This window comes from Alteromonas sp. ALT199 (assembly GCF_018619335.1).
Lineage (GTDB): Bacteria > Pseudomonadota > Gammaproteobacteria > Enterobacterales > Alteromonadaceae > Alteromonas.
Window position 1 is genome coordinate 1 of the sequence record NZ_JAHHDX010000093.1, and the last position, 17,772, is coordinate 17,772.

13 protein-coding genes and 1 riboswitch are annotated in these 17,772 nt (G+C 45.0%); of the genes, 7 read left to right on the forward strand and 6 right to left on the reverse strand.

Annotated elements, in window-relative coordinates:
• Window positions 1–228: 228 nt before the first annotated feature.
• Entirely contained in the window at window positions 229–3,336 is a 3,108-nt protein-coding gene (locus tag KL866_RS10220; RefSeq protein ID WP_025256552.1) for an efflux RND transporter permease subunit, read from the reverse strand.
• Between the two features lie 13 nt (window positions 3,337–3,349).
• Window positions 3,350–4,399 carry an efflux RND transporter periplasmic adaptor subunit gene (locus KL866_RS10225; protein WP_025256553.1) on the reverse strand — a complete coding sequence of 350 codons (1,050 nt, stop codon included), beginning with the start codon at window positions 4,397–4,399 and terminating at the stop codon, window positions 3,350–3,352.
• A 364-nt stretch (window positions 4,400–4,763) separates the two neighbouring features.
• Here KL866_RS10225 and KL866_RS10230 point away from each other — a divergent pair, with 364 nt between their 5' ends.
• From KL866_RS10230 to KL866_RS10240, 3 genes are all read left to right on the forward strand, one after another.
• On the forward strand, window positions 4,764–5,183 hold the full coding sequence (locus KL866_RS10230) for an NUDIX hydrolase (protein WP_251139964.1): 420 nt from the start codon (window positions 4,764–4,766) through the stop codon (window positions 5,181–5,183).
• A 65-nt stretch (window positions 5,184–5,248) separates the two neighbouring features.
• Window positions 5,249–6,016 (forward strand): class II aldolase/adducin family protein, encoded by a 768-nt coding sequence (locus KL866_RS10235; RefSeq protein ID WP_025256555.1) that lies wholly within the window; start codon window positions 5,249–5,251, stop codon window positions 6,014–6,016.
• Between the two features lie 54 nt (window positions 6,017–6,070).
• Window positions 6,071–7,255: a mandelate racemase/muconate lactonizing enzyme family protein gene (locus KL866_RS10240; RefSeq protein ID WP_025256556.1), complete on the forward strand. Its 1,185-nt coding sequence runs from the start codon at window positions 6,071–6,073 to the stop codon at window positions 7,253–7,255.
• A 73-nt stretch (window positions 7,256–7,328) separates the two neighbouring features.
• Here the strand turns inward: KL866_RS10240 and KL866_RS10245 are convergent, their stop codons facing one another.
• Together KL866_RS10245 and KL866_RS10250 are read right to left on the reverse strand one after the other, a co-directional pair.
• Window positions 7,329–8,204, reverse strand: coding sequence for an amidohydrolase (locus KL866_RS10245; RefSeq protein ID WP_025256557.1), 876 nt, complete (start codon window positions 8,202–8,204; stop codon window positions 7,329–7,331).
• 56 nt (window positions 8,205–8,260) lie between these two features.
• Entirely contained in the window at window positions 8,261–9,055 is a 795-nt protein-coding gene (locus KL866_RS10250; protein ID WP_025256558.1) for an SDR family NAD(P)-dependent oxidoreductase, read from the reverse strand.
• A 332-nt stretch (window positions 9,056–9,387) separates the two neighbouring features.
• Here KL866_RS10250 and KL866_RS10255 point away from each other — a divergent pair, with 332 nt between their 5' ends.
• Window positions 9,388–11,148, forward strand: a complete 1,761-nt coding sequence (locus KL866_RS10255) for an acyl-CoA dehydrogenase family protein (RefSeq protein WP_025256559.1) — start codon at window positions 9,388–9,390, stop codon at window positions 11,146–11,148.
• A gap of 130 nt (window positions 11,149–11,278) precedes the next feature.
• Here the strand turns inward: KL866_RS10255 and KL866_RS10260 are convergent, their stop codons facing one another.
• Window positions 11,279–11,824, reverse strand: a complete 546-nt coding sequence (locus tag KL866_RS10260; protein WP_025256560.1) for a DUF3016 domain-containing protein — start codon at window positions 11,822–11,824, stop codon at window positions 11,279–11,281.
• Between the two features lie 120 nt (window positions 11,825–11,944).
• Window positions 11,945–12,310 carry a hypothetical protein gene (locus KL866_RS10265; protein WP_214994928.1) on the reverse strand — a complete coding sequence of 122 codons (366 nt, stop codon included), beginning with the start codon at window positions 12,308–12,310 and terminating at the stop codon, window positions 11,945–11,947.
• Window positions 12,311–12,784: 474 nt separating this feature from the next.
• Between KL866_RS10265 and ccoG the strand changes: the two genes are divergently transcribed.
• The 3 genes from ccoG to KL866_RS10280 all read left to right on the forward strand — a co-directional run bounded on the left by ccoG (window position 12,785) and on the right by KL866_RS10280 (window position 17,579).
• Window positions 12,785–14,215, forward strand: a complete 1,431-nt coding sequence (gene ccoG / locus KL866_RS10270; RefSeq protein ID WP_025256562.1) for a cytochrome c oxidase accessory protein CcoG — start codon at window positions 12,785–12,787, stop codon at window positions 14,213–14,215.
• Window positions 14,212–15,195, forward strand: a complete 984-nt coding sequence (locus KL866_RS10275) for a serine/threonine protein kinase (RefSeq protein WP_025256563.1) — start codon at window positions 14,212–14,214, stop codon at window positions 15,193–15,195. The genes ccoG and KL866_RS10275 overlap by 4 nt, the downstream gene beginning before the upstream one ends.
• Window positions 15,196–15,299: 104 nt before the next feature.
• A riboswitch (cobalamin riboswitch) is annotated at window positions 15,300–15,565 on the forward strand.
• A gap of 91 nt (window positions 15,566–15,656) precedes the next feature.
• Window positions 15,657–17,579 carry a TonB-dependent siderophore receptor gene (locus KL866_RS10280; protein ID WP_029661503.1) on the forward strand — a complete coding sequence of 641 codons (1,923 nt, stop codon included), beginning with the start codon at window positions 15,657–15,659 and terminating at the stop codon, window positions 17,577–17,579.
• Window positions 17,580–17,772 lie beyond the last annotated feature (193 nt).

Below are 17,772 nucleotides of genomic sequence, written 5' to 3' on the forward strand. Positions count from 1 at the left end.
ATAATGCATACCCTTATGGCTTATAGTCATAAATAAATAAAACGAATACAGGGAAAAATAACAGAGAAGAATTACTATAAATCAATAGCTTAATTATATTCAGCTATATTTCACAAGTAATAAAAGTACATATTCAGGTATGAAATAGGATACTTGAAGATGTTTAAATTGCGCCAACTGCCATTGGCGCATGACTAAAAGAAAAATAGAAAATAACGACCCGAGTTATCAAGACTCGCCTTTTTTATAGGGAATCGCGTTTTCTAACTCTTCAATTTCATTAGTGCGCTGAAGTGGAGAGCCTGTGTTTCGAGCAAGCCAACGATACGCCGTGGGAACAACGTAAAGCGTCATAAACGCAGAGACAAGGACGCCCGAAAAGATAACCATACCTATGACCATTCTGCTTTCTGCACCAGGACCTGATGCGAGTACTAAGGGTAAAGAACTAAATACAGTAGTAAAGCCGGTCATCACTATAGGGCGTAACCGCTGCGCAGCAGCGCGCTTAAGTGCAAGTTCAAATTCCATACCTGCATCGCGAAGTTGGTTGGCAAACTCCACAATCAAAATACCGTTCTTAGCGGCAAGACCAATAAGCATGACCAAGCCTATCTGGCTGTAAATATTAATCGTCATACCGCTAAAAAACAGCCCGATATAGGCACCAACAAGCGCCAGCGGCACAGTCAGCATAATCACTAACGGATGCACCCAACTTTCAAACTGTGCAGCTAATATTAAGTAAGTCACTGCAAGCGCAAGCATAAAGACATAAACAAAGGAATTACCAGCTTCTTGGTAAAGTTGTGATTCACCTTTGTAATCAATAGACACGTTATCAGGCAATTCAGTGGCAACTATATCCTCTAAATAAGCAAGTGCCTCACCGAGTGTATAGCCCTCCGCCAGGTTCGCCGATATAGTTACAGCCCGCATTCTGTTATAACGATTGAGCTGTGCGGATGTAGCTTGCTCCTCAAACGTTAGCAAGTTATCCATGGGGATGAGTTCACCTGTACGTGATGAACGCACATATAAATTTTCAATGCTGTTAGGACTTCTAAAGTCTTCCTCTATACCTTCCATGATAACGTCGTATTCTTCGCCTCTATCAAGGAAAGTAGACACCCTACGCTGGCCTAGCATCACTTCCAATGTGCCACCAATATCACTGATAGACACGCCTAGGTCGGCGGCTCTGTCCCGATTGATATTGACCAAAAGCTGTGGGGAAGTCTCTTTATAGTCTGAGTCTAGTCGAATTAATCCAGGGTTTTGCGCCGCTTTTTGTATTACCGTGTCACGCCACTCGACAAGATTTTCGTAGGTATCGCCTTGCAATACAAACTGAACAGGACGCCCGAGCCCGCCGCCAGATATACCGCTTCGCATAATTGCGAAAGCGCGAACATCGGGAACACTGTTGAGCTTGGCACTGATTTCATCCATTAATGAAAATGTGCTGAAATCGCGTTCATCCCAATCTGCTGAACCAACTATTGCAATCCCCGCATTGCCACCAAATCCAGGCGTTCTTACCAATAAACGATTGATTTTTCCGCTTTCGCGGTATGGCATAAGGACGTTCTCTATTTGCGCTAGGTTTCGTGCGTTACTTTCAAAACTTGCACCTTCTTGTGCATTCATCAAAATGAAGAAGTTGCCTCTGTCTTCTTTAGGAACAAACTCGCTTGGAACCTTCTCTGAAAGCTGAACTAACGCGATAACTGCAATAACAAGCATAAGTAGCATAAGAATAGGTTGATGCAGCGTTTTACCTAACGTATTGAAGTAACCCGTTTCAAGTTGTGAGAACCGCTTGTCCATCCAGCTTCCAAAGCCGGAAGAACGGGGGCGCTTTTTAAGAATTTTCGACGCCATCATGGGTGACAACGTAAGCGCAGTAAAACTCGAAAAAGCCACTGCTGCCGCAATCGCCAGCGCAAACTCGGTGAAGAGTCTGCCAATATTCCCTTCAAGAAAGACTAAAGGAACGAACACAGAAATAAGCACCAGCGTTGTCGCGATAACAGCAAAACCTACTTCCTTGGCACCGCGATAAGCTGCCAAAATAGGAGGCTCTCCCATTTCTATGCGTCGATAAATATTCTCAAGCACAACAATCGCGTCATCCACCACAAGACCAATTGCTAACACCATAGCAAGCAGCGTAAGTAAGTTTATCGAAAAGCCTAGCGCGTACATTACGATAAATGCAGCAATGATAGAAACGGGAACCGTAACGGCCGGAATGAGTGTCGCGCGAATATTGCCCAGGAAAAGGTAAATCACGATCACTACCATCAGCATCGCGATACCCAAGGTCTCGTACACTTCATCAATCGACGCTTCGATGAAAACAGACGAGTCGTAGCTTGGTACAATAAAAATATTGTCTGGTAAAGTATCTTCTATTCTTTCAATCTGTGCTTTAGCTGCGCGAGCTACTTCGAGAGTATTGGCTTTAGACTGCTTGATAATGCCAAGCCCTATCATATTGACGCCATCGCCTCGAAACTCGGTTTCGTCATCTTCAGCGGTTAGTTCAACATGAGCAATTTCGCCAAGGCGTACAAGGTAGCCATTATCGCCTACGGCGACGGTCAGCGCTGCAAAATCATCAGGCGTTAGAAAAGTTCGCGCCACTCGCACTTCAAAATCACGATCAGAACTTTCCACTTCACCAGCAGGTAGCTCTACGTTTTCTGCACGAATAACTTGCTCTACATCGCTAACAGTTATTCCCCTGGCCGCCATAGCATTGCGGTCTAGGAACACCTTCATGGCGTAGCGTCTACCCCCACCAATTTGCACACGGGCAACACCATCTACAATCGACAACCTATCCACCAGTACGCGCTCAGCGTAATCGGTCAGCTCCATGGTATTTAGATTAGTACTTCGAAGGTTGTACCACACTACCGCACTTTCATCGGAATTCGCTTTAGACACTTCAGGTGGGTCGGCTTGGTCTGGCAGGTTATTAAGTGCACGACTGACTCGCTCTCGCACATCATTGGCCGCTGCATCAATATCTCGCGTAAGTTTAAACTCAATAGTAATATCTGAGCGACCATTACGAGATGTGGACGTAACGTTTTTTATGCCTTCAATACCCGAAATTCTGTCTTCTAAAAGCTGAGTAATTCGGGTCTCTACGATGTTCGCTGACGCACCCGTATAGTTCGTGCTTACAGATACAATTGGCGGGTCGATATCGGGGTATTCACGTAAACTAAGCATAGAGAACGCTGCAATGCCAAAAATAATCAGCAGTAGGTTGAGTACGGTTGCAAAAACCGGGCGCTTTACAGAAACGTCTGATAATAACATGACTGTGTGCTCCCTAGCGGTTTAGTACATTAACCGGAGACTGGTCGCGTACGCGAAGTGTACCTTCGGTTATCACTTCATCTCCTTCATTCAAACCACTGACAATTTGAACTAACCCTGGACGACGCTCTCCAATTACCACTTCGGTTTGATGCGCAACGTCATCTTTAACTACATACAAATATTGCTTGTCTTGTACCGGTACCAGTGCTTTCTCTGGTAATACCAATGCGTTAAGCACTCTCTTTTCTACCACTATGGTAAGCAGCATGCCAGGGCGCAGTCGGCTGTCTTTGTTATCTATTATTGCTCGTACACGAATTGAGCGGCTAATGGGGTCAAGACGCGTATCAATGCTGGTGATTTTCCCTGTAAACTCTACTCCAGGATAAGCCACTGAGGATGCGCTCACAGACTGTCCTGTTGCCACACTTGCAAGGTGATTTTCAGCAACACTGAAGTCAACTTTAATTTGGCTGATGTCATCTAAACTGGTGATGGTGTCGCCGGGCTGAACTAGCGAACCAATACTGATTTCGCGGTTGCCCAAAAAACCGCTAAATGGCGCGCGAACTTGAAAGTCATTAAGCTGTGCTAGTGCTATGTCTAGCTGAGCCTGCAGTGCTTTTACGCGGGCTTGCTGTTCATCAAGAAGCTGTTCAGAGGTGGCATTTGACTGACGCAGGTTAGCTATGCGGGTGAACTGACGTTTGGCCTCGTCAATATTTGCTCTTAGCTCTTCAACCCTCGCACGCTCTTCAGTGTTATTAAGCTGAACCAGTAGTTCGCCTTCTGTTACTTTGTCTCCATCATCAAAATTTATTGTTTTTACCGTATCGGTAACTTGCGCAGTAATATTCACCGACTCGTTAGCGGTAGCCGTACCGAGTGACTCTATAGTGATAGGAAATGCTCGAGACGACACTAAAGCCGTCTTTACTGGCGTCGCCCTTGCACTGGCGTTTTTTTTACTCTCTTCTTCGGGCATATTCAGATACACCACAACACCAGCAAGCAACACTGCGCCAAGTAATAATGGCGATAACGATAATCGTGAAGACATAACCTTTCCTATTGGTAAAATAGCATTGCATTGAGTCTTAAATTTTTTAAAAACTCAACGAATACTCAAGTACACAAAGTTCACTTTGCGCTAATTGAAAACGCACCCAAACGTTGTTTTGTGTACCGCATTATTATTGTTAGTTGTGTTATTTTTATTTTTGCGTAAAGTTTGTCTGATAAAATTGATTGCTTTTACAACAATCGCAAACAGTCGCTAGAGTATTTTACCCAAATCGATGGTCATCTTATTTCGCTTATCAGCTATATTCGCTGTTTTAACGCTTTTCTCATGCTCACAGTCGTCACCTAACTCTCCAATGTGTCGTGTTTCTGATCCACTTGTCCCAGAAAACGTGCACGCTATGGCAAGTAGCCGCGTGTCTCCCATTGCAGCTGCCTGTTTAATAAAAACTGGCAGCAAAGTGTTGCTGGTTCAGCATCGCCTGTCCGGCAAATTAGACTTCCCCGGCGGAGGGCTAGTCGAAGATGAATCACTCGCCTGCACTGCCCATCGAGAAACGTGGGAAGAAACGGGTTTTAACGTTGAGGTGAAAGAATACTTATCGACGACGGTCAATGGCCTTGTCATATTCGGCTGTCATGTAGACGCGGGAATTGAAAAACTCCCGAACACTTTCGATGCGCCACCGTGGGCAAAGATAGAAGTTATCAGGCTCGTTAAGGCAGACCCATTTATGCTCGACCACGATGCGCTTCGCTTTGCCGATGATCTTATTCCCTTGCGCGATGGCTATACCCATTTCGATATAAAGCATCACTGACAAAGCATTGTTCATTGTGACGGGGATTGGTAAATTGTCCCAATTGAATAAACAGGAGAAGAGGCTTGTTTTCACTGCCAACATTAAGCCTAAAAGACAAAGTATCTGAACAAGAATGGCAAACCCGTGTCGATTTGGCGGCGTGCTATCGGTTAGTAGCAGATATGCGGTGGGGCGACCTTATTTATACCCACATTTCCGCTAAGGTACCGGGCACAGATCATTATCTTGTTAACGCCTTCGGACTTACCTTCGATGAAGTTACAGCTTCAAACCTAGTCAAAGTCGACTTAGACGGCAATATACTGGATGACACCCCCTATGGGATTAACCCTGCGGGCTTCACTATTCACAGTGCAATTCACGAAGTGCGCCACGACGCCCAGTGCGTTATTCATTTGCATACTCTAGCCACCATCTCCGTGGCTTCGGTGAAAGGCGGGTTAAAACCGTGGAGCCAGTATTCAATGTTTTCGCTTCCTTCGCTTTCTTATCACAGCTACGAAGGCTTAGCCGTAGATGATAGCGAGAAAAAGCGTTTGCAGGACGATCTTGGTGATGCGAACCACATGCTTTTGCCTAATCATGGCGGTCTAACGCTAGGCCCAACTGTAGGCGACGCTTTTATGCGCTTTTACGATTTACAGCGGGCGTGCGAAATTCAGCTTGCGTTGATGCAATCTAACGAAGCGGTTATCGAAATACCGCAAAGCATTATTGATGGTATATACGCCCAGGCAAATGTTGTTCACAGCGGCGAAACTGGCGGACAAAAAGCATGGCCAGCCATGTTGCGCAAAGCCTATAAACTAGACCCAAGCTTTTGCGAATAATTAAGCCTATTTAGCTAAACGCCAACTCACTTTAAACAGGAATTTTTTTAGTATATGAAAGTCACCAAAGTAGAAATTTTTGATATCGAATGCCCTAAACGCCCGCAGTGGAACCCTGTTTTCGTGCGTGTTTACACCGATGAAGGCATTACTGGCGTAGGTGAAGCAGGGCTTGCTTATGACTGGGGTCACAGCGCCGCAGCGCATATGATTAAAGAAATTACCGAGGCGATGCTAATTGGCTTTAACCCCTTCCACACTGAGCTGCTTTGGTCGAGAATGCTGCGCGAGGGCTTTTGGGGACTAGGCGGTGGCCCGGTAATTTATGCCGCTATGAGCGCAATTGATACGGCACTTTGGGATATTAAAGGCAAAGCACTTGGCTTGCCTGTGTACGAACTACTGGGCGGTAAAACGAATGGCAAGCTTCGTAGCTACGCCAGCCAGCTGCAGTTTGATTGGGACAAAGAAGTGACCAAGCTTAATGACCCAGCAGATTATGCACGTGCCACAGAAAAGGCGCTGAAAGACGGCTACGATGCCGTTAAAGTTGACCCCATCGTATACGATAAAGACGGCAACACCCACTTTGACAGAACCAAGCTGTTCACAAAGCCCGAGCTTAAACTTTTCAAAGCTCGCCTTCAGGCCATTAGAGACACCATGGGCGAAGATGGCGACATTATCTTTGAATGTCATAGCTTATTGGGTGCATCTACGGCCATTCAGCTGGGCGATATGGTTAAAGAAATTGGCTGCTTATATTACGAAGAGCCAGTAAACTACCTGAATTCTAAGCTTCACGACAAAGTAGCGAAGAACGTCAACGTGCCGATTGCGGGCGGTGAACGTTTGTATCATCGCTGGGATGTTCGCCCTTACCTTGAAGACCAGTCCCTTGATGTACTTCAACCTGACGTAGGCCTTTGCGGTGGTTTTACAGAAGCGAAAAAGGTATGTGACTATGCCGACATTTACGACGTGCGCGTTCAGGCCCACGTTTGCGGAGGCCCAGTTGCTACTGCGGCGAGTCTGCATCTAGAAACGGCTATTCCAAACTTCTTAATTCACGAGCATCACACCTATGCGATTAAAGATTGGAACCGTGAACTTTGTATTCAAGATCCTCAGCCAGTAAATGGTTTTATTGAAGCGCCAGACACGCCGGGAATTGGAATAGATCTGAACGATGAGGTGGTTTACCGCTCGCCACATATGACAGTAACTGAGCTTAAATAGCAAAGTTACACAACAGCAGTGTTGCAATGGAATAATTCCAGTGTAAGCCTTAGCGTTTACGCTAAATTAGCTTTTAAGCAATGTCATACCATTGTTTAGCATTGACAGATAACAGCGCCGCTTTTTGAGCTTCAGAAAGCGGCGCTGTCATATTTGATAACCCTCGCCAAAGCGCAGCATAAGGCATACGCCATTTACACAATGGGTAATTGCTCGCGAACATTATCTGATTTGCGCCTACAGTAGTTAGCAAAGTCTCAAAAATATAGGAGGCTCGCTGCCACTGCCAATTGCGGTTTTGCATTTCTAACCCCGAAAATTTAAACGCGACCTGTCCGGTTTCACTTAAATCACGGATATTCTGCTGCCAAGCTTTAAACGCATAACTTTTTACCTCTAGTGGCGCAATAGCGGTGTGGTTAATAGCTACTTTTAATGAGGGGTTTTGTTCTAATACGTTAAGTAATGCACTCACGGCATTGCTATTTGCAAAATTTAGCTGCGCCTCAAAAGACAAGCCTCTAGAAGCCATATGACTAAGCGCCCACTTTACTTTAGGAGCGCGTAGAAGCGATTCAGCGTCATCATCTAAAATATGGCGAAGGCCACGTACAGAACAGTACAGCCCTAGCTTATCAATATGACTGCCAACGCTGTTCCCAACTAAATCTATACACGCAACTGCGCGAAATGGCAGCGTACAATGACGCTCAAGAAAGGTAATTTCTCGCCACGGTCTATCGTTATCGTAACCCGCTTCTAAATGCACAAACCCACAAAGCCGACCTAAAGAAGCCCGATAAAGCATGTACTCTGTAGTGTTCTTAGCAATCGCTTTTTTATCTGCCCAGAAAGGCGCATTCGCGGGCTTTAGCCAGCCATAGACCCCTTCGTTTAAGGCAAAGAAGTGAATATGAGGGTCTATCCAAGTATGTGAATGCTGACTCATTTTTTTATCTAACCTTATTTTGTGCCGTAGCCGAGCGCGCCTCTTTTGAGCACTTTCTATTGAGCTGTATAGCCCCCATCGACAGCGTACAAGCTTCCCGTGATGAAAGACGCTTTTTCGCTACATAAAAAATAGGTCAGTTCCGCTACATCCTCTGGCTGGCCCAAGCGTCCAATGGGCTGTGCAGAAGCTTCTTCGGCTACCACTTCATTTTTATCTGCCCCAGAACGAGCCACGTAATTATCGATCGCGTTGTGAAATAGAGGCGTTTCGATAGTGCCTGGGCACACTGCGTTTACGCGAATATTGTAGGGTGCATAGTCGAGTGCCGTCGTTTTTGCCATAGACGCCAGTGCCCCTTTACTTACCCCATAGGCAAAGGAATTGCGCTTCCCTACAAAGGACTGATCAGAGCCCATCACCACAATGGCTCCACTTCCCTGCTCTTTCATCGTCCGCAAGCATGATTTTATTGCGCCATAAGCGCCTTTAACATTCAGGTTGAGTACTTTATCGAGCAAGGCTTCATCAGTATCTTCAATGGTCGCGGAAACGTGAATACCTGCATTACATACCAATACATCTATTCGTTGAAAAGTGGCAGTGACTTCTTTGATTGCAGCTTCAATGTTACTTACTACGCTTACATCACAAGGTTTCCAAATGGCATTAGGCACGGCTTGTTCAAAATCTCTGATATCAAGGTTAACAACTTGATAGCCGTTTTGACTAAATAGCTCGCATACCGCAAAACCAATACCCAAACTCCCACCCGTTACAATGCAAACTGGGCGCTGCTCTTTATTATCACTGGTGTGTTCAAGGTTTTTGTTAGTGCTATCTGACTTCATATCAATGTGTACCGTTTCAATGGTGCGTAGGTAAATGGATTAATTTAGGCTAAGCATGCCAGTGAGAATATGAATTGCAAGGTAACTTGCAAACGGGGGGCATAATTATATAGCCAAACAGGCTGCCAACTATATTTACTGAAGCCTGTGAACACTTAAAATGAGTGCTTCGTTCTATATATATACCGTTAATCGCGAAGCTGACCTGCTATTGTTTGTCACCACATCAATCAAATTTATTATTAACTTTCCTTTAACGGGCTATTCGGACTACGCTTTTTGTGACTATAATAGGCAAAATTAAAACACTTGTTTGAAAAAAGGAGTCATCCATGCCTCTGTACCACGCCCCTACAACTGATTTTCAATTCTTACTAAAAGACTGGCTTGGACTCGATGCTCACTACGAAAAGCTCGGTATCAGCGACTTTGATAGCGACCTAGCCAATGAGATTATTGCGCAGGGCGCAAAATTTGCTCTTGATGTAGTAGCCCCTCTTAATCGTGAAGGCGACGAAGAAGGCTGTAAGCTCGAAAACGGTAAAATTACCACGCCTACGGGTTTTGCCGATGCCTATCAGGAATATGTTGCAAACGGCTGGAATGCGATGTTAGGCACCGCCGAATATGATGGTCAAGACTTGCCATATACCATGGCTGTACCTGTACACGAAATGCTAAACGCGGCGAACCTTAGCTGGCGTTTAACCACAATGCTTACAGAAAGTGCCACCCTTGCGGTAACTAAACACGCCAGTAAAGAGCTTAAAGATATATACCTTGCCAAGTTAATCAGTGGCGAGTGGACAGGCACCATGAATCTGACAGAACCTCATGCTGGTACAGATTTGAGTCTATTAAGTACTAAGGCCGAGCCTCAAGGCGACGGCAGCTACAAAGTGACCGGTAACAAGATATTTATTACCGCTGGCGATCAAGACTGGAGCTCGAACGTCATTCACCTTGTTCTTGCTCGCCTACCTGACGCGCCGAAAGGCGTTAAGGGAATAAGCTTGTTCTTAGTGCCTAAACTCCTTCCAGATGCCAATAATGAGCCTGGTGAAGCAAACAGCCTTTCTGTAGGAAGTATCGAACATAAGATGGGCATTAAAGCGAGCCCAACATGTGTGATGAATTTTGACGGTGCAACCGGTTATCTTGTAGGTGAGGAAAACCAAGGCCTTGCATGTATGTTTACCATGATGAACGACGCGCGTTTCCAAGTAGGCCTCCAAGGCTTAGGCGCTGCCGAAGCATCGTACCAAGGTGCCCTGACCTACGCCCGCGAACGCGTACAGTCTCGCGCACCTCAGGGTATCCAAAACCCAGAGGGCAAAGCGGACCCAATCGTATTTCAACCTGATGTAGCGCGTATGTTGCTTACACAGAAATCACTGATTGAGGGCTGCCGTGCACTTTCACTTTTCTACGCCAAATTTATGGACGTAGAGAAACTTGGTGAAGGCCAGGAAAAGGAAGATGCAGATAAAGTGCTGCAATTTTTAACGCCAATCTGTAAAGCCTTTATGACTGATATGGGGCTTGAAACCACCAGCCTTGGTGTACAAGTATTCGGTGGTCACGGCTTCATTCGTGAATGGGGCATGGAGCAGCTTATGCGCGATGTTCGCATTGCCATGCTATATGAAGGTACCAACGGTATTCAGGCTTTAGACCTTATTGGCCGTAAGCTTACTCGTGATGGCGGTCAGATGATGGAAGCCACGTACAATGCATTTAACGCCTTGGTTAGCAACATGCAAGACAGTGAATCGAAAGCGCTAGCTCAAGGTATTCTAGATGACTGGCGAGCGTCTTCAGCAGACTGCTTAGGGATGGATGCAACGACCGCTGCAGCAGCGGCATGCGATTATCTGGCTTACAGCGCCTATTCACTTATTGGTGTACTGTGGTACAGCATGGCTGACAAAGCTCAGACTTCGGGTAACGCGGTACTTGCCGCTTCTAAGTTGAAGACTCGCGACTTTTACATAGAGCGTATATTAGTGCGTCGCGATTCACACAAATCAGCTTACAAGGCTGGCCCTGAAAGCACGCTCGCTATCTCAGGTAACGAGTTCGATTATTTGTAATTTACAACTCGGCAGTGTTCTAAAAGCTAACTGATAGACCTAATAGAAAAGGTCACTTCATTATGAAGTGACCTTTTTTGTGTATTTGCATCAAACGCTAAACTATTTAGCATTTGCTTTTTCCTAACCGCTATTTGCTTTGGGCTACTTGAGTGGAAAAATTATCTGCGAACCAATCGTTAAGCATAGCCTTCTCGTATGATAGAGACTCAGTACGATTGCGACGGATATTAGTCTCCATAAAGTCCATATCTTTGAGCTTCACATCATCGCCACTTAGAATGACGTGGCCATCTGCATTAGAAAGGGAGTAACTGAATGTCATTCTCGGAATATCAATACGCTTAATTATGCGTACATCGCTTCCTGCACCATTGCCAAAGCCAACAAACTGACTTGGCCAAACTTGCCCAGCCAAATCAACATTCGTTACCGTCATTGATAGCACTTGAGACTCGGGTAAATCACTAGCCAATTCTACAATGTGCTCTTCAAGATCTTTCAACGTTCGTTCACGGAATCGTTTACGAGATTCGTTGGAGGGTCTTACATCGCTATACGACTCTGGCTCTTCCCACGTTATTTTAACTTCAGCTGCTTGAGTGGGAACAAATGCAGCGAGAAACGCTACTCCTGTAGCCAGGCCAAAACAAGAAAAAGTACTAAATTTGTTCACTTTCATGCTCCTAAATTCAGTCGACTTAACAGTACGTTAGCAAAAAATATAAAAGCGACACATCAAATACTGGTCAATCGGCACTTTCTATTTAACCAGTTTTTAGTTTGAAGGCTAACGTTACTTTGCGAGTTGCATAACTGGCGACTGTTTAACGATTAGGCATAAATTGGCGCGTTTAGTTCCCGAGAAGTTAGGGTTTATATCGTCATTTTCACAGTAAGTGTGATAGAAACGTTTCACGCTTGCACCGTCAGCGGTGATTTGTTCAATATAACTCTGTTGATAAGGCTTTAAAGGGCTTAACTCTATATTTATTCTATTCTGTAAACTATGTAACTCTTCTCGCTCAGGAAGGTTAGCAACGGACTCCAGCAATTCGGAAACAGAGTGTTGAATATCTTCAAATAGATATTGAACAAAAGGAGATCGCAGCACCATTATTAATACAATAATTTCAGCAGCGATAATAAAAAACCTAAACATGACTTCTCAGCTAATTCTGACAGGCGTTTACAACAAATAGCACCAACTTAGCGGCACCTTTAATGACAACACGCTTAATTACACATCACTAATATACAACAACAGCAAATGATACTGTACATGATTTGGACGCAAATTGACTAGATTATTCTGACTACGTTAGTGTGATGTAGGTTGTTTGTAAATACGAAATACTATACAAAAGTATAACTAATGCCTTTCAAATATTGAGACCATAGCGTTCAATATACGACCAACTTTATTCACATCTTCATGATGTTGTACATAAAAGTTTACAAGGTGTGATTAGATGTCGAACAACAAAAAGCAATATAGCAACCTTCTAAACTTTCAGTATTGACTGAAAGTTCAAAAAGGTGGACCATACGCCGCATTATTGATCTATATTAAATATGACGTTTTAAACGCAGTTATACTGCACAGGCAGTTTGTAACGTCACATAAGGTAAAGCTATGAATGAACAAATACCGGTCAAGACCGTTACACCGGTAAAAGTACATAAACCCAAGGGAGGTCCTGAGGGTAAACGACACGACTCACGTAGCCGTATTTATGTGCGTGCCGTGCAGGGCCCTCTGGAAACTTTCAGACGCTTTTTTGGCCTTTTCTTTTTAGCCTTGTTCGCCGTTATTCCATGGATTCAGTACAACGGCCATCAAGCTGTACTGCTTGATATTGGCGAACAGCGTTTTACTATATTCTCGCTTACTCTTTGGCCTCAAGACCTTACCTTGCTAGCCTATATCTTCATTGTTTCTGCTTTTGCTTTGTTTTTTGTCACCACTTTCGCAGGCCGTGTGTGGTGCGGCTTCATGTGTCCTCAGACCACGTGGGTATACATTTACACTTGGTTCGAAGAAAAGTGTGAAGGCCCTCGTAATAAGCGTGTAGCCCTTGACGCACGTAAGATGGATACAGACAAATTTTTACGTAAAACTGCGAAGCACACTGCCTGGGTTCTTGTAGCACTATTAACGGCTTTAACTTTTGTTGGCTACTTCACACCCATTGATGCTCTGTTTATTGATTTCGTGACCTTTAACACCAGCTTTTGGGCCGGTTTCTCAGTTATCTTCTTTGCCGTATGCACCTATGGTAACGCGGGATATATGCGTGAAATTATGTGTACACACATTTGTCCCTATGCACGCTTTCAATCGGCCATGTTCGACAAAGATACCTTTACCGTTTCTTACAATGCAAAGCGGGGCGAACAACGCGGGCCACGCCCCCGAAAACTGAGCCACGAGCAGGTGCAAGAAAAGGGATTAGGTGACTGCATAGACTGTAACTTATGTGTTCAAGTTTGCCCAACCGGTATCGATATTCGAAACGGCTTACAATATGAGTGTATTAACTGCGGCGCCTGTGTTGATGCATGTAATGGTGTTATGGATAAAATGAATTATCCCAAGGGCTTGATAAGCTTTACTTCAGAAGAAGAGTTAGCGGGCGGAAAAACCCATATTATACGCCCAAAACTAATAGGCTATTTGGTAGTGCTTATGGTTATGACAGGCTTACTGTTTGCTAATATCTGGATGCGTAGCCCAACCGAAGTCGACATTATCCGCGACAGGAACTCGCTATATCGCGAGACCAATGAAGGGCTAATCGAGAACGTATACACCATAAAGGTGCTCAATAAAACCCAGCAAGAGCAAACATACACTATTACTGTAAAAGGTCTGCCTGACTATGAATACATAGGAGAGCAGGAAGTTACAGTTAAAGGTGGTGCGGTTTACAGTACACCGATTTCAGTTGCAACTGACGCTTATAATCTGGAAGATACGGTTACCGATATTTTTATCAGTGTAACCACCACAATTGATGGGGAAACGGTTACGATTGATGAACCAACCAAGTTCCTTTATCGATGACAGATTTTTCTTTTTCTGGGCTTAGCCCAGACACCATATTAGATGCCCTGGAAAGCCAGGGCATTTTTCTTCAAAGCGGCCTGTTAGCGCTTAACAGCTATGAAAACCGCGTTTATCAATTTTTGGCTGAAGACGGGCAACGTTACGTGGTTAAATTCTACCGCCCCGGTCGATGGACAGATGCGCAGATTCTTGAGGAGCACGAATTTGCCGCCGAGCTAACTGATAACGAAATTCCCTTAGCTGCGCCAATAAGCTTAAATGGCAGCACACTTCACCATCACACAGTGGCTGAAACAGACTATCGATTTACGTTATTCCCTTCGGTAGGCGGCAGGCAATTTGAAAACGACAATCTCGATCAGCTCGAATGGATGGGACGTTTCATAGGCCGTATTCACAGAGTAGCTTCTGCTAAGGAGTTTACTCATCGACTTTCAATTGACACTGAAAGTTACCTCAATGAACCCAAGCGGGTTCTCGAGCAAAGCACCCTGTTACCCGAGCATTTAAAAACGGCCTTTTTTGCCATACTTAACCCTGTGATTGAGGCAACCTTACATGCTTACAAACCCACATCGAATATTCGATTACACGGCGACTGCCACCCTGGCAATATCTTGTGGCGCGATGGTCCGACGTTCGTCGATCTTGATGACTGCCGCATGGGCCCTGCTATTCAAGATTTATGGATGATGCTAAGCGGCGACCGCCAGCAACAACTTTTGCAGCTTGATACCCTAGTAGAGGCCTACGAAGAATTTCATGAATTCGATACGGCGCAACTACCGCTTATTGAGCCTCTTCGGGCAATGCGAATGGTGCATTACATGGCGTGGCTGTCTCGTCGCTGGGAAGACCCAGCATTCCCTCGTGCATTCCCTTGGTTTGCTGAAGACAAATACTGGGAAGGCCAAATACTTGCTTTAAAAGAGCAGCTATCTGCACTTCACGAACCCCCATTGAAGTTGGGCTACTAACCTACCGTTTCAATTATACAAATGCGCTTTTTCGATAACGCTTTGCGAGTGTCAAAAAGCGTAAGGTATAAGAAACCGTGTTCGCTATCATTTTTCAACTTCTATATAATTGATGTCGTGTAGGTGCTCTTGTCTCGCTCCATATCAACTACAGTGACAAGAGTTAAACGGGAAATCAGTGAAAAACTGATGCTGCCCCCGCAACGGTAAACTCAACGCATTGTCGTTTTCTTTTCATACGCCACTGTCTATTGCACGTTTAGGCTCGCTATTGCGCAACTAAACGCCATTAGGTGGGAAGGCAAAAGAGCCATTACCTTATCGGTAATGGGAGTAAGCCCGGATACCGGCCTGTACTTCATGGTGTTGTTTGTTTGCTCACTTTCAAAAGAATAAGCAACAACGTACACTTTCACTCATCATGTGCTCGGGTGGAGCGCATCAAAGACAATATAAAAACCATGCGTACACATTTTACTAAAGCAGCTCTTAGCGCTGCGGTTATTTCGTGCTTAAGCACACCTGCCTTTGCTCAAACCTCGAATCAAGATATTGAAACGTTAACAGTGACTGGCACCCGTTTGCCTATTTCATTAACTAAGCTTCCTGGTTCAGTATCTGTGCTAACTGAAAGCGATATTAAAGCATCTGGTGCACTCCAGCTTACCGACCTAATTCGCGGCTTACCTGGCGTGAGCTTGTCTCAGTCAGGCAGTCCTGGCGGTTTAACCGAACTGCGCGTTCGCGGCGGTGAGACCAATCACTTACTTGTTTTAATTGATGGTGTTGTTGCCAATGACATAGGACAGGGAAGCCTTGTTGATCTTGCTCACCTTACCAGCGCCAACGTAGTGCGCATTGAGCTACTTCGCGGCCCACAAAGTGCAAGGTGGGGAAGCGGCGCGATTGGTGGTGTGCTGAGCATTACCACTCAATCTGGTCAGTTTACCGACAATGTATCCCACGTAGATTTTTCTGCTGGCGTTGGCACACAAGGTACGCTGCAGGGCAGCATGAATGCGCGCTCACAAAGCGATAACGTGGGTGTATCTGCCTACGCAAGCTACATTCGCACTGACGGCGATAATGTGTCTCGCGTTGGTAACGAAGATGATGGCTATGACAATATGACTGCCGGCATAAACCTCAATTATGCCGCCACCTCAGAGCATACCTTCATAGCGAATTTACGTACTGTTCAATATGAAAATGACTACGATAGTACTGACTTTGTTACAACAGGCCTTCCTACCGATTCCGACAACGTTACAGACGGATCTCAAATAAGTGCGAAATTGAGATGGGAGTTTGCCCCTGAAAATACAGGCTACCGCTCAGCATTAAGTGCACACTATCGTAAAGACGAAAACGACAACACTGAATCTGGCGCTGACACGGGCAGTACCACAGGTGAGCGTATTGAGTTGAACTGGACCGGTTTTTACACCATGGAAAATTGGGATTTTGCCGGCGGCGTTGAGTATCTGCAGCGTCTTTTTACACAGCGTGGACCTATTGTATTTGGCGATCCAAATCAAAAACAGCATGACAATACCTACAGCGTATTTGCAGAAGCTAACAGCCAGTTAACCGAGTCGCTAACGGCAACATTAAGCGCAAGGTTCGACAACAATAGCGAGTTCGACAATGCCGTAAGTTATCGAGGCGGTCTTACATGGCAACTTAGTGACCACTACGCTGTTTTCACAAGCTATGGTAGAGCGGTTAAAACCCCTACTTTCACCGAACGTTTTGGTTACTTCCCAGCAAGCTTTATAGGTAACCCTAATCTAGAGCCTGAGACCAGTGAAGAATGGGAAGTAGGTATTAAAGCCAACTGGCAATCGCTTTCTGGTCAAATCAGTACCTATACCACTGATCTTGAAGACGAAATTAACGGCTTTGTGTTTGTGCCTGACTTAGGTGCATTCAGCGCTGATAATATTGACGGTGAAAGTTCACGGGAAGGAATTGATGTAGAGCTAAATTGGGACAGTGGTTATGGTGACCTTACCGCCGCCTATAGCTATTTAGACGCAGAACAAACTGACAGCGGTGTTACTACCTCAGAATTACGTCGTGCCCCCCATCAAGGCTCTCTAACTTACACTACTGATTTCGGTACAGAAAAGTTCAGTTTTTACACCAAGCTGGCCTATACAGGCAGCCGTTACGACACCTTCTTCCCACCATTCCCTGAGCCGTCTCAAACGTTGGCACTATCAGCCTACACACTTGCTACGGTTAACTTAAGCTATCAAATTGATAGTCAGTGGCAGGTCTCTTTGAAGGTCGATAATGCATTTGATAGCGATTATGAAGACATTGTAGGCTACGCTGGTCAAGAGCGTCGTGCGCTACTTTCTGTTAATTACACTATGTAGTTATTAAAGGTCTGTTCCTTCTCTCACATTGAAGGTTGATCTTAGCTGAATCGTCAAATTGAAGGGCTGCACTTTGGTGCAGCCCTTTTGAATTAAGCTTTTTTTTCTGCCCTTATTCTGCTGTTTTTAAACTGTCAATTGGTGCTCTCACCCCTTGCTGTCGTCCTGTTTTCGTAATAACAGCGATTCATAT

Excerpts from the sequence above, each read along its gene's own strand:
- KL866_RS10245 (WP_025256557.1), bottom strand. The coding sequence starts at position 8,204 with ATGAGTCAGCATTCACATACTTGGATAGACCCTCATATTCACTTCTTT.
- KL866_RS10280 (WP_029661503.1), top strand. The coding sequence starts at position 15,657 with ATGCGTACACATTTTACTAAAGCAGCTCTTAGCGCTGCGGTTATTTCG.
- KL866_RS10230 (WP_251139964.1), top strand. The coding sequence starts at position 4,764 with ATGGCAAGTAGCCGCGTGTCTCCCATTGCAGCTGCCTGTTTAATAAAA.
- KL866_RS10265 (WP_214994928.1), bottom strand. The coding sequence starts at position 12,310 with ATGTTTAGGTTTTTTATTATCGCTGCTGAAATTATTGTATTAATAATG.
- KL866_RS10225 (WP_025256553.1), bottom strand. The coding sequence starts at position 4,399 with ATGTCTTCACGATTATCGTTATCGCCATTATTACTTGGCGCAGTGTTG.
- KL866_RS10220 (WP_025256552.1), bottom strand. The coding sequence starts at position 3,336 with ATGTTATTATCAGACGTTTCTGTAAAGCGCCCGGTTTTTGCAACCGTA.
- KL866_RS10250 (WP_025256558.1), bottom strand. The coding sequence starts at position 9,055 with ATGAAGTCAGATAGCACTAACAAAAACCTTGAACACACCAGTGATAAT.
- KL866_RS10240 (WP_025256556.1), top strand. The coding sequence starts at position 6,071 with ATGAAAGTCACCAAAGTAGAAATTTTTGATATCGAATGCCCTAAACGC.
- KL866_RS10255 (WP_025256559.1), top strand. The coding sequence starts at position 9,388 with ATGCCTCTGTACCACGCCCCTACAACTGATTTTCAATTCTTACTAAAA.
- KL866_RS10275 (WP_025256563.1), top strand. The coding sequence starts at position 14,212 with ATGACAGATTTTTCTTTTTCTGGGCTTAGCCCAGACACCATATTAGAT.
- ccoG (WP_025256562.1), top strand. The coding sequence starts at position 12,785 with ATGAATGAACAAATACCGGTCAAGACCGTTACACCGGTAAAAGTACAT.